The organism is Paenibacillus xylanilyticus (genome assembly GCF_047246825.1).
Classification (GTDB): domain Bacteria; phylum Bacillota; class Bacilli; order Paenibacillales; family Paenibacillaceae; genus Paenibacillus; species Paenibacillus xylanilyticus_B.
Genome location: NZ_JBFOLB010000002.1, coordinates 820,431 through 832,914, shown reverse-complemented (window position 1 = coordinate 832,914; position 12,484 = coordinate 820,431). Strand labels below are relative to the sequence as shown.

13 protein-coding genes are annotated in these 12,484 nt (G+C 48.2%); 10 read left to right on the top strand and 3 right to left on the bottom strand.

From position 1 onward, the window contains the following. Positions 1 to 57: 57 nt before the first annotated feature. The 4 genes from AB3N00_RS18465 (at position 58) to AB3N00_RS18450 (ending at position 3,453) form a co-directional block, all read left to right on the top strand. A complete protein-coding gene (locus AB3N00_RS18465; protein ID WP_413035876.1) occupies positions 58 to 813 on the top strand; it encodes an exodeoxyribonuclease III in 756 nt (251 codons plus the stop codon). Positions 814 to 1,099: 286 nt separating this feature from the next. Continuing rightward, positions 1,100 to 2,083 (top strand): alpha/beta fold hydrolase, encoded by a 984-nt coding sequence (locus AB3N00_RS18460; RefSeq protein WP_413035875.1) that lies wholly within the window; start codon positions 1,100 to 1,102, stop codon positions 2,081 to 2,083. A 5-nt stretch (positions 2,084 to 2,088) separates the two neighbouring features. Further along, positions 2,089 to 2,307 carry a hypothetical protein gene (locus tag AB3N00_RS18455; RefSeq protein WP_413035874.1) on the top strand — a complete coding sequence of 73 codons (219 nt, stop codon included), beginning with the start codon at positions 2,089 to 2,091 and terminating at the stop codon, positions 2,305 to 2,307. A gap of 168 nt (positions 2,308 to 2,475) precedes the next feature. Then, positions 2,476 to 3,453 carry a diaminopimelate dehydrogenase gene (locus AB3N00_RS18450; protein WP_413035873.1) on the top strand — a complete coding sequence of 326 codons (978 nt, stop codon included), beginning with the start codon at positions 2,476 to 2,478 and terminating at the stop codon, positions 3,451 to 3,453. Positions 3,454 to 3,566: 113 nt separating this feature from the next. On the opposite strand, the gene AB3N00_RS18445 is transcribed toward AB3N00_RS18450, so the two are convergent. Continuing rightward, a complete protein-coding gene (locus tag AB3N00_RS18445; RefSeq protein WP_413036073.1) occupies positions 3,567 to 4,391 on the bottom strand; it encodes a pentapeptide repeat-containing protein in 825 nt (274 codons plus the stop codon). Between the two features lie 351 nt (positions 4,392 to 4,742). Here AB3N00_RS18445 and AB3N00_RS18440 point away from each other — a divergent pair, with 351 nt between their 5' ends. Then, entirely contained in the window at positions 4,743 to 5,282 is a 540-nt protein-coding gene (locus AB3N00_RS18440; RefSeq protein ID WP_413035872.1) for an NADPH-dependent FMN reductase, read from the top strand. Positions 5,283 to 5,510: 228 nt separating this feature from the next. Here AB3N00_RS18440 and gdhA read toward each other — a convergent pair whose 3' ends face one another. Continuing rightward, complete coding sequence (gene gdhA / locus AB3N00_RS18435) at positions 5,511 to 6,887, bottom strand: NADP-specific glutamate dehydrogenase (RefSeq protein WP_413035871.1); 1,377 nt, start codon at positions 6,885 to 6,887, stop codon at positions 5,511 to 5,513. 388 nt (positions 6,888 to 7,275) lie between these two features. Here gdhA and AB3N00_RS18430 point away from each other — a divergent pair, with 388 nt between their 5' ends. The 3 genes from AB3N00_RS18430 to AB3N00_RS18420 are packed head-to-tail and all read left to right on the top strand — an operon-like array spanning position 7,276 to position 9,454. Continuing rightward, complete coding sequence (locus tag AB3N00_RS18430) at positions 7,276 to 7,749, top strand: GreA/GreB family elongation factor (RefSeq protein WP_413035870.1); 474 nt, start codon at positions 7,276 to 7,278, stop codon at positions 7,747 to 7,749. Next, the gene (locus tag AB3N00_RS18425) at positions 7,739 to 8,245 is read left to right on the top strand and encodes a cation:proton antiporter regulatory subunit (RefSeq protein ID WP_413035869.1); all 507 of its coding nucleotides are present in this window, start codon (positions 7,739 to 7,741) and stop codon (positions 8,243 to 8,245) included. The genes AB3N00_RS18430 and AB3N00_RS18425 overlap by 11 nt, the downstream gene beginning before the upstream one ends. A gap of 3 nt (positions 8,246 to 8,248) precedes the next feature. After that, positions 8,249 to 9,454, top strand: a complete 1,206-nt coding sequence (locus AB3N00_RS18420) for a cation:proton antiporter (protein WP_413035868.1) — start codon at positions 8,249 to 8,251, stop codon at positions 9,452 to 9,454. A 78-nt stretch (positions 9,455 to 9,532) separates the two neighbouring features. Here AB3N00_RS18420 and AB3N00_RS18415 read toward each other — a convergent pair whose 3' ends face one another. Next, positions 9,533 to 10,411, bottom strand: a complete 879-nt coding sequence (locus AB3N00_RS18415; protein ID WP_413035867.1) for a PhzF family phenazine biosynthesis protein — start codon at positions 10,409 to 10,411, stop codon at positions 9,533 to 9,535. A gap of 187 nt (positions 10,412 to 10,598) precedes the next feature. On the opposite strand from AB3N00_RS18415, the gene AB3N00_RS18410 reads away from it, so the two are divergent. Both AB3N00_RS18410 and AB3N00_RS18405 read left to right on the top strand, forming a co-directional pair. After that, a complete protein-coding gene (locus AB3N00_RS18410) occupies positions 10,599 to 11,525 on the top strand; it encodes an NADP-dependent oxidoreductase (protein WP_413035866.1) in 927 nt (308 codons plus the stop codon). A 181-nt stretch (positions 11,526 to 11,706) separates the two neighbouring features. Continuing rightward, complete coding sequence (locus tag AB3N00_RS18405) at positions 11,707 to 12,444, top strand: cyclase family protein (RefSeq protein WP_413035865.1); 738 nt, start codon at positions 11,707 to 11,709, stop codon at positions 12,442 to 12,444. The last annotated feature ends 40 nt before the right edge of the window (positions 12,445 to 12,484 follow it).

Sequence of the window (12,484 nt, the reverse complement as noted above, 5' to 3'; positions counted from 1 at the left end):
ACCTTGTCCTCCTGAATTGGCCCATGCTATATTGGTGAGATGTGAGGAGATGAGGATATGAAGCTGGTGTCCTGGAATGTGAATGGGTTAAGGGCATGTGTGACCAAAGGATTCATGGATTATTATCAGGAAAGTCAGGCAGATATTTTTTGTGTGCAGGAGACCAAACTGCAGGCAGGCCAGATTGAGATGGATCTCGGGGAAGATGTGTATCAATACTGGAACTATGCCATCAAAAAAGGATATTCCGGTACAGCCGTATTTACCCGGATCAAGCCGTTATCCGTCCGTTACGGGATGGAGGAAGACAGCGAACCGGAAGGCCGGATGATTACGCTCGAATTTGATCGCTTTTATCTGGTGAATGTATATACGCCCAATGCGAAGCGGGATCTGACTCGTCTTCCGTATCGATTGGAGTGGGAAGACCGCTTCCTGAAGTATGTTTTGCAGCTTGAGCAGACCAAGCCGGTCATCGTCTGTGGTGACCTGAACGTGGCACATCAGGAGATTGATCTGAAGAATCCGAAGCCTAATATGGGCAACTCGGGATTTACACTGGAAGAGCGCGGGAAGATGACCGAGCTGCTGGCTGCAGGATATGTGGACAGTTTCCGGCATCTGTACCCGGATCGCACAGACATATACAGCTGGTGGTCTTATATGCCCAAGGTACGAGAGCGGAATGTGGGCTGGCGCATTGATTATTTTCTCGTGTCCAACCAACTGGCACCGCAAGTCGAAGATGCGCATATCGACTGCCATGTGATGGGCAGTGATCACTGCCCAGTCGGCCTGACGCTGCAACTGTAACTGGCGCAGAACAGGCTGAATCTAGATTAAGTGTAGAACCGCAAGTTTCCGGGTATCGGAAATTGGCGGTTTTTTTTGTATGCTTGGGCTGTCTGTCTCCTCTAAAAGGTGCAGACAGCCCCTTCTCCGTCGCGGGGTAGGGGGACTGAACTGGACTTTGGTTGGGGGAAGAACTGGACTCTGGATTGTTCCGGTTACTACAGAACTTGGGTAGGATTGAAGAATACATATAGGATCGTTTAGCGCGACATAGAAGATGAGATTAGGTGTAAGGGGTAGAGAAACGATGAATAAGGGTTTACGGAGAGGACTGAAAGTATTGGGCGGGCTAATGCTGGCGACGGGCCTGCTGCTGCTTACAGGTACGGCTTATGAGGCATATCAGTCTACACAGGATATGAAGTCATATACGCCGCCTGGCAAGCTGTATGAAGTGAGTGGGCGCAATATGCATCTCTACACCGCAGGAAAGGGAACATCGACGGTTGTAATGGCATCAGGTTGGGGAACGCCGAATCCCTATGTGGATTTCAGTCCACTGTATGACAGACTGAAATCCCACGTAAAGATTGCAGTGTATGACCGATTCGGTTATGGATACAGCGACTATACGGAGCGGCCGCGTGATATCGATACGATTGTGGAGGAAGTTCATGAACTGCTGCGCAAATCCGGTCAGCGCCCGCCTTACATTATGGTGGGTCACTCTCTGGGATCGCTGGAGACGGTTCGGTTTGCACAAATGTATCCGGATGAAGTGGCAGGCATGGTCATGATCGATGGAGGCAGTCCTGAATATTACAGTACGGTGGAGATGGATACGCCGGAATGGTATTTTGATTCAGCAAGGTTCCTGGTGAAAACAGGTATTGCGCGTACATTGCTGCATTCGGATCGAATGATGGCAACGCTGGTCATAGACCCGGAGCTGGTTGCTGAACGGATGAAAAAAGCTGCCACCATCTCCACGCTGAAGCATGCGTACAATGACAACGTGATGGATGAGATTCGGCGTTCCAAGATCAACGCAGCCCGTGTGCTGGGGAACAAAGAGGAGTTCTCTTTTCCTCTGACGATCCTGACGGTCGGTTCAGATCAACCCAGTGAGGGAAGCCGGGCATGGGAGGCAGATCAAGCAAATTTTGCCTCATGGTCCAAACAGGGTAACCAGCAAATTGTCCCTCACGCCCAGCATTATATTCATAACAGTCAACCGGATGTCGTAGCCGGTGCCATTCTGAAGATGGCTATGGCACCCGGCAGCCAATGAAAAACATGACACCGGAAACATACGGCGAACAGGAGGCAGGATGGATGAGTAAATTGGGAATCATAACGAAGTTCGCTTCCTTGCTCCTGGCGAGCTGTCTACTCTCTTTCTTGATTTTAACCCTATCCTTCCTGTGCTTCACGTCCAGGGTGGATGCAGCACCTGTTACGCTTTTTGCTGAACAGTCGGATTATATAAAACATGCGCTCCATTCATTTTTCTAAATCCGAAATAGGGATGAACGGCTCTTGCCTTGCATGAAAGCAGCTGGTTGCTGCTATTCTTGTGAGGTATTTTTAGTTTCGACTGGAAACCTGACAAGTTACATGGTATGTTATAAGTTTATACTAGAGTAGTATGCAACTATAGAAGAAGACAGGAGAGGATCGAACATGATTAAAGTTGGTATCGTAGGTTACGGAAATCTAGGTAAAGGCGTGGAGAAAGCCATTGTGCAAAACCCGGATTTGGAGCTCGTTGCTGTATTTACACGGCGTAATCCGGAGCAGATGGTTGCAGAAGGTACAGAAGTTCGTTTCGAGCACATCTCTGCTGCTGAGCAATACATAGGCAAGATTGATGTCATGATTCTGTGCGGCGGTTCGGCAACGGATCTTCCGGAGCAGACACCGGCCATTGCCAAGTTGTTCAATACGGTGGACAGCTTCGATACACATGCCAAAATCCCTGAATTCTACGCGGAAGTTAACGCTGCGGCAGAGCAAGGTGGTCACGTAAGTGTCATCTCCACGGGCTGGGACCCAGGTTTGTTCTCCATGAACCGACTGCTCGCCCAATCGATCCTGCCAGAGGGTAAAGAGTACACATTCTGGGGTAAAGGGGTCAGCCAAGGTCACTCTGACGCGATCCGCCGCGTTCCGGGCGTGAAAGCAGGGGTTCAATATACCGTACCTGTGGAAGAAGTCATCAACCGAATTCGTGCAGGAGAGACACCGGAATTGTCCACACGCGAGAAGCATCTGCGTCAATGTTTTGTGGTGGCTGAAGAAGGTGCCAATCAGGATGAAATTCGTGAAACGATTGTATCCATGCCGAACTATTTTGCAGATTACGATACAACAGTAACATTCATTACCGAAGAGCAGCTCAAGTCGGAACATGAAGGTATGCCGCACGGTGGATTTGTTATTCGCAGTGGTGTTACGGGTACAGGGCAAAAGCAAATCGTGGAGTTTGGTTTGAAGCTCGACAGTAACCCTGAATTTACAGCAAGCGTACTGGTGGCTTATGCTCGAGCTGCACAGCGTTTGAGCTTGGAAGGACATAAGGGTGCCAAGACGGTATTTGATATCCCACTCGGTCACCTGTCCCCGAAATCCGCTGAGGAACTTCGCCGCGATCTTCTGTAATATTCAAACGACAATCATTCATATATCGTAATAAAAATAAGCAGCCCGTCCTTCGTTAAACGAGGGACGGGCTGCTTGCTGTGCACCCCTGCATGGAGGCAGCTTGATTTTTCTTACGACCAGTGCTCAGGTACGTTAAGATGGGCAGGCAGTTTCGTACGAGCATTGCCCTTGGCTGCATTAAGCTGGGATTGGGTCAGAAAAATACTTCCGGTCAGATTTGCTCCGCCCAGATCCGCATCACGCAAATCGGCCCCAATCAGATCGGCATATCTTAAGTCGGCATTGCGCAGGTCACAAGCAATCATTAACGCGCCTCGAAAGCTGGCTCCCCGAAGGTCGGCTCCTCTCAGATTGGCTCCCAGGAAGTCTCTTCCTTTCAGTTTCTTGCTCTTGGACTTTCCTTGTTCATGATTCTTGGATGGCGCATGCGCACGAACTATTTCACTGGCCTGTAACAGCAGTTCGTTCACGACCGCCCGATGAGCGGGAATATCCAGACGCAAGATGGCGGAAGGCTCCAGATCAGTAAGGCGCTCCGTCTCCTGATATAAGCCACGAAGAGCTTCGTGAAGAGAAGTAGCCTCCGGCCGCATGAGCATTTCATTCATATAACTGAGCAGCTCATGAAGTTGTCTCATGACAGGCAGACAATCGAACATTTCAGATGCGCTTTCCGGATGATCCCGCCAATCTCTGCCTGCATAGGTCACTTGGGACAGCTTCTGCCCTGCACCAAAGCAATCATAAACGGTGCAGCCTTTGAAGCCCTTTTGCCGGAGCTGTGTATGAATGCCGCAGCGATTGTCTGTACGCAGGTTGGGACAGGGGGTGCCGCTGGATTTGTCAAAAGCGAAGTCAGATGATTTGCCATAGGGCAAGGCAACACAGCACAGGCCAAAACATTGCTCACAGTCTGTGTTTAGATGTGGGCTCATTGTGCTGCCGAAGGGATGATTAGACAATGTATACACTTCCTTTAATAAATGAAAAAACTGGCTATAGAATGTCAGTATCACTTTACCATTACACTGGAATTTGATCAATTCCTATAAAGAGTCATAAGGAAGGCTGAATAGGCAGCATAAATAGGAACCGGCATTGATATGATACATAGAGATAAAAAATAATTTGCAAACTTTATGTAAGTTACTTGACTAAATAAATTAAATCACTTATCATCAATACTAAGCTAATCAACTAAACGGATGCAGGATGGTGTAAAAATGGGATTTATGGATAAGTTATTTGGAAAAACTAGCAACAACACACAAGAGGAGGAAATAATCATGTCGAAATTGAACATTGGGATTATTCTTGGGAGCACACGTGAAGGGCGGTTAAGTCCGCAGGTCGGAGAATGGGTGAAACAGATTGCAGATGCTCGTGGAGATGCCAACTACGAAATCGTGGATATTGCTGATTACAAGCTGCCGTTATTGGGCGAAGCCGATGCAGCAGAACAGGCTACTGCTTGGAACACGAAGCTTGCAAGCCTGGACGGATTCGTGTTTATCGTGCAGGAATATAATCACAGCATCTCGGCATCGCTCAAGAATGCATTGGACTATGCCCGGGAGGCATGGAACGATAAAGCTGCAGGGATTGTCAGCTATGGTTCGGTAGGCGGTGCACGTGCTGCAGAACATCTGCGCGGCATTCTCGGAGAACTGTCGGTTGCGGACGTGCGTGTCCATCCGGCATTGTCACTGTTTACCGATTTTGATAACGGAACGTTCAAACCGGCTGATCTGCATTTGACCAACCTGAACGGCATGTTGAATCAAGTGTTGTCTTGGAGCGGAGCGTTGAAAACCGTTCGTTCATAAGCCATAATGTCTTTTGAGTAGCCGCCATTTAGGCGGCTTTTTTGCGTTAGTAAGGACAAAGACCACATTGTATCTACATGTTCTGTTGAACTTTAATACGTCTCGCTTCAGTTAAAAGAAAAAGAAGAAAAGGGCAGCTCTCCTCATGGAGAACTGCCCTTCATCAATATAGTTAAGATTAATTGTGATGTACACACTCTTCGAGTGGAACGGCCCGATTTCTTGAAGTTAAACTACGCCTTGAGCGAGCATGGCATCGGCGACTTTCAAGAACCCTGCAATGTTGGCTCCCGCCACGAGATTGCCTGTGCAGCCATATTGATCCGCTGCTTCTACACAGCTTGTGTAGATGTTCCGCATGATCTCGTGCAGCTTCGCGTCCACTTCTTCAAATGACCAGGACAGCCGCATGCTGTTCTGGGACATTTCAAGGGCGGACACCGCTACTCCACCTGCATTGGCCGCTTTAGCCGGACCGAACAGAACGCCTTCTTTTAAGAAAAGTTCGATTGCAGCCAGTGTGGAAGGCATGTTGGCTCCTTCACCGATGGCTTTGACTCCGTTTTGCACGAGCAGCGCTGCAGACTGTTCATCAATCTCATTTTGCGTTGCACAAGGCAGCGCGATATCACATGGGATGGACCAGATGCCGGCACAGCCCTCCGTATACACCGCATGTGGGTGTTCTTTGACATACTCGCTGATCCGCAGACGATCCACTTCTTTTAATCTTTTTACGGTTTCCAGGTTGATTCCTTCCGCGTCATATATGTATCCTCCCGAGTCACTGCAAGCAACGACCCTGGCACCAAGCTCCTGAGCTTTTTGAATGGCATAGATTGATACATTGCCTGAACCGGAGACAACAACCGTGCTGTCCTGGAAGCTCAAGCCTTTGGATTTCAGCATCTCGTTCACGAAGTACACACAGCCGAATCCGGTGGCTTCCTTGCGTGCAAGACTTCCGCCGTACAGCAGGCCTTTACCGGTCAATACAGCTGCATCATGTCCGCTACTAATGCGTTTGTATTGTCCGAACATGTAACCGATTTCCCGTGCCCCTACACCAATATCGCCTGCAGGTACATCGGTATCTGAACCGATGTATTTATACAGCTCAGTCATGAAGCTTTGCGTGAAACGCATCACTTCCAGATCGGATTTCCCTTTGGGATCGAAGTCGGAACCGCCTTTACCGCCGCCGATCGGCAGTCCGGTCAACGCATTTTTAAAAATTTGCTCGAAGCCCAGGAACTTGACGATCCCCGAATACACGGAAGGGTGGAAGCGAAGTCCGCCCTTGTAAGGGCCGATGGCGCTATTGAACTGTACACGGAATCCGCGGTTCACCTGAACCTTGCCCTGATCATCCACCCAAGGTACACGGAACGTAATGACACGTTCTGGCTCAACCAGCTGTTCGAGCAAGCTGTTGTTCATATATTTGGGATGAGCTTCAATGACAGGAATGAGTGAGTCCAGAATCTCTTTTACAGCCTGATGGAATTCATGTTCTTGCGGATTTCTGGCGATAACCGATTCATAAACGGAATGAACATATTCTGCAGCAGTAACTTGAGTTGATTCTTGAGTTATAGTGGACACTTTTTCGATGCACTCCTTTATTGTGTTAAAGTCTGTCGATGGGTATTTGCATAAATTGCATAAAAGTTTGTAGTTAAATATACAGGAAAGAAAATAAAAATACGAGATGAAAACCCATAAAATGTTTTTTATGACGTTATTAAAATGTTCTATAGATCTATCATACAGTGTAAAGATTTGATTTTAATAATTGGATAATATAACTAATTTGGAATTTAAAACGGGAAGTTAGCTGAATACACTGGATTAAAAAATTAGTTTTGGTAAGATGGTATGAAGGCCCCGTTTTTCGGGGTTTTTATCTAAATGAAGGAGGAAAATAGAATGATGAACAGAAACATGCGAATCAACGTGGAGAACAAAGCATGTATTGGAGGTGAGATCTATTATGAACCATAGGTCATCCCTTCACAATTGCAGAGAAATGCTGGTGAAACAGCTGATTACATTGGGTGAAGAGAAAAGGACATTTCTCGACGCCTATTTCGACGTGCGTGAACCCGAACGAATGCAGATGGACAAATTATTGTCCGTATACACCGAGTATCTTCAAAAGCTGCTGCTTGGACCCGATGAACTTCTTCATTCGGTCGTCCTGATCGGGAGCGAGATTCGCTTCGATTATATTGATTTTCATACGTCGGATACATTTATGATTGTCATGCCTGACGACGCAGATCCGGATACTGGGCGAATCTCCTTTCTCTCACCTGTAGGACGCCAATTATTACTTGCCAGCAAGGGGGAAATGAGGTCGGTTACGATACCGGCGGGTTCCATGAGAGTACGCATAACGGAGATTGTATGGAAAAGTACGTCCTTAAACGGGATGTCTTCAGGGGGTGTGGATCATGCACTTTAAAGAGACGGATTTACCGGGAATTGGACGCAAGTATTGGCTGCATACCCGCAGCGGCGAGCATTTGGTCATTGTGATTCATAATGATGAGCGGCGTGATCTGTTTCATATGGAATCCGGAGATGTGCCCGGAGAACTGGGAGATATGGTGTCTCTTGTGACCCTGGATGATGAAGAGGCTCGAGCGGTAGCTGCCATCGTGGGTGGCATAACATACAAACCCAAGTTCCAGGATGAACGGGAAGTCATGCTGGAAGGCCTGCTTATCGAATGGCTGCGAATAGAACCTCATTCCAAGAGTGTTGGAATGACAATTGGAGAATTGGATATTCGTCAAGCGACAGGGGCTGTCATTCTGGCAGTGGTGGAGAAGAACAGGGAAAAGCAGTTTAATCCTGGCCCGAATTATGCTTTTGCCTCAGGGTCTACCATTGTTGTTGCAGGTGAGCGGGACCAGATTAGACAATTAAAACGGTTGTTGTCCGATGGACGGCTCTAGCCTATGGATATGCTCATATTCGAAGTGGGAATTGCTGTTGCGCTGATTACACTTACGGGGCTAATATCTGCACGATTACGATTTTCGGTCATTCCCTTCTATATTCTGATTGGGATGGCTGTTGGACCGCATGCACCACAGATCGGCATTGTGGATTTGCGTTTTATCGAAAGCTCGGCATTTATTGAATTTATGGGCAGGCTCGGCATTTTATTTCTTCTATTCTATCTTGGACTTGAATTCTCGGTCTCCCGGTTGCTGAAATCCGGCAAAGCCATTCTGACCGGAGGCATGTTCTATGTTGGACTTAATTTTGCATCCGGTCTGCTGCTGGGCTGGTTTATGGAACTGCCGTTAAAAGAGACGCTGGTGGTGTGCGGCATCATGACCAGTTCTTCTACAGCGATTGTGGCGAAAGTACTCGTTGACCTGAAGCGCACGGCGAATCCCGAAACGGAGATTATTATGGGCATGATCATGTTTGACGACCTGTTTATTGCCATCCATATTTCGATCCTGACGGGACTCGTTCTTAGCGGGGCGACTTCATTCCTCAGCGTACTGCTGGTATCCTTGTCTGCCATGCTGTTTATTGTGCTGTTTCTGATCATAGGCCGGAAAAGCATCAAGTATATTGACAAGGCGCTAAACATCAAATCATCGGAACTGTTCCTGCTTACGGTGATGACGCTGCTCTTTTTGGTGGCTGGTTTCTCAGAAACACTGCATGTTGCCGAGGCCATCGGTGCGTTAATGATGGGACTGGTACTGGGTGAATCGAGACACGCGAGCCGAATTGAGCATCAGGTGATGCCGTTCAAGGATTTTTTTGGTGCCATCTTCTTTTTCAGCTTTGGGCTGACCATTGAACCCTCCTCCCTTGGGGGTGCAGTGGGTATGACGATCATAGCGGTCATCCTGACCATCGCCAGCAATTATGGGGCGGGGATGATTGCAGGCAGAATGTCCGGAATGACGCCCAAAGCTTCACTCAAGGTGGGATTCACCCTGGTTTCCCGAGGGGAGTTCTCGATCATCATGGCGAACATTGGTAAGGCAGGGGGACTAATGGTTTCAATCCAGTCTTTTGCCGTGCTCTACGTGTTGATTCTGGCGGTGCTGGGTCCCATTCTGACAAAGGAAGCGCCGTGGATATATGGGCAATATGAGCGACTGAGGAACCGATTACGAAGGAAAGAGACAGGGTAGGATGGATTCTGGAAGCAGCGTCACACCACAGAGAGAACTTCATCTCACGGGTGTGGCGCTTTTTTTGTTTCTTTTGCTCTAGGGAAGATGAATTTGAATATTCTCTATATGCACGGCGACACCGCCGATCTGAACCTGGGTGATTTCGTTGGAACTGCAAAGCGATATTCTGCCCTGGATTTTAGAAGGTCGGTTCATCGTGTACCCTTGTTTGATCATAAACGTCTGATCATGTGGAGCTGGAAGCTGTTGATACTTATGCAGGTAACACAGCAATGCCCCATTGGATGTACCCGTTGCGCTCTCTTCCGGGATGTCGTATAGAGGGGCAAAGTTCCGACATTCTGCCAAAGCTGCATTGTCCTGCGCTCCAATCGCAAACACGTGGTAGCCTACCACTTGATGAGCTTTGCTGATGTCGGCAATATGCCGAAGGTCAGGGTTAATGGCTGCCAAAACATCAGGATGCCTAACCGGAATTAATATATCGCGCAGCCCGGTAGACACGATCTGAACAGGCAGTTCGGGGTGTAGATCCTGCAATGGAATCTGCAGGGAGTCTGCGATGTCCTGCCGGTTAACCAACTCTCCGAACTGGGGAAGCGTCTGGGACAGATAGACCTCACCGCTTTTCTCAACGGTTACTTCAAGAATTCCTGCCAGTGTATCAAGCGTATATATACCCACGTCGACCATCTGCTCGGCCTTCATCAGATAGAATAGCGCCACCGTCGCATGTCCACATAAGTCAACTTCATGGTTTGGGGTAAAGAAACGTACTTTGTAATCGGCAAAATCCGAGGGCATAACGAATGCCGTTTCGGAAAATCCGACTTGTCTGGCAATCTCCTGCATCTGCGCTGCGGACAAATACTCTGCTTGTAGAACGACCCCAGCGGGGTTACCTCCCTCTGCTATATCAGAAAATGCGTGTAAGGTGATGACCTCAATTTCCATTTTGTTTTCCCTCGCTTGTCAGTTAGTTCATGAAGAATGAGAATGATTCATTATACCATGCTTGATGGCCAAATTAATGAAACGAAGCCGATCAACAATTGTTGATCTAAGGTCAAGTGAAGGGCCGCACAGGGTAATGAAGAGGGAGAGCACAGCGCGATAATCCAATGGGAAGGCGGGATTTCTAATGAAAGCTATTGTTATTGATCAGTTTGGTGGAGCGGAACAATTGAAGGAACAGGAGGTGCCCAAGCCGACTTGTGGGATCAACCAGGTCGTTATCCGGATTCATGCAACATCGGTGAACCCGGTCGACTTCAAAGTCAGACAAGGGCATATGGAAGAAGCGGCTGACTCATTCCCGTTGATCTTAGGAGGAGATGCTGCAGGTATTGTGTCGGAGGTCGGTTCCAATGTCACGCAGTTCAGGGAGGGAGACCGGGTATTTGCCCGTCCCCGCAGCTTCGGAACGTATGCAGAATATGTGGCAGTAGATGCTGACATTGTATCCCGCATTCCGGACAACCTGAGCTATGAGGAGGCGGCAGCCATTCCACTTGCGGGCATGACAGCCTGGCAGGCACTTATTGATCATGGGCATCTCGCAAAGGGACAAAAGGTATTGATTCACGCCGGAGCCGGCGGTGTAGGGACTTACGCGATACAGATTGCCAAATATATTGGCGCTGAAGTGGCGGCCACGGCGAGTGAGTCGAATGAGGAGCTGCTTGGCTCCCTGGGCGTGGATCATTTTATCAATTATAAAAAGGAAGACTTCTCGGAAGTGCTCTCCGGGTATGATGTGGTGCTGGACACGATGGGCGGCGATATTCAGCGCAGCAGCTTCAAGGTATTGAAGCCTGGCGGGCATCTGGTATCCCTGGTGGAACAGCCGGATGAGAATCTCGCGAAGGAAGCAGGAGTAACCGCCAATGTATTCATGATGGAACCCAAAGGGGACCAGTTGGATCAATTGGCTAAGCTAGCTTCAGAGGGCAAACTCAAACCTATTATTGACGAGACGTATATCTTAAGTGAACAGGGACTTCGGGAAGCGCATGAAAAGAGCGAAACGCATCATACACGCGGGAAGCTTGTCATCCGTGCGCAATAATGTCAACTCGCAAATAACAGTTCTATTATACTAAAACTCGGAGTCTGAAATGTTGGCCATCTTCCGTTCGGGAAGGTGGCTTTTTCATTGTTGGTGGCCAGGACAGTACTGCATTCCCATATGTAGGGGATTAAGATATAATAGTAGAAATTTATTCCATTCTGCGTATGAGGTGATCCAATTGTCCAATGAACTCATTCAAGCCATTCAACTGTTAAAAGAGAAAAAATGGGTTGACCTGACCCATACCTTTGGGCCGGAGTCTCCGCACTTCTCTGCTTTTGATGCAGCCCAGTTTGATACGTTGTTTAATCATGATCAAGGTTTCTTTGCTCAGAGCTTCAAATTCCCCGGTCAATATGGCACGCATCTGGATGCACCGATTCACTTTGTCCGTGACACGCGTTATTTGGATGAACTGGGGCTGAAGGAACTAGTGCTGCCGCTTGTGGTTATTGACCAGTCTGCCGCCGTGGCGAGCAATCCGGATTTTACGCTGGATGTCGAACATATTCTGGCATTTGAGAAGGAACATGGGGTTATTGAAGAAGGCAGTTTCGTGGCACTTCGTACAGATTGGAGCAAACGCTGGCCCAGTCATGAAAAGTTTGACAACAAGGATGCGGAAGGCAACAGCCATGCACCCGGTTGGTCGGTTAGTGCACTGATGTTTTTGTTTGAGGAGCGCAAAATCAAGGCGATTGGCCATGAAACCTTCGATACCGATTCGGCTGTGGACTATCAAAAAAATGGCGCACTTCTGGCAGAATATTATGTTCTTGCTCAGGATACATATCAGGTAGAACTGTTGACCAATCTGGACCAGGTGCCAGCAAAAGGGGCGGTCATTTTCAATATTGTACCCAAGGCTGAGAAGGCTTCCGGGTTTCCGGTTAGATCCTTTGCCATTTTGCCCTGAATCGGTAGATTCCAGGTGAGTCGAGTTCTATTAAAGTAAA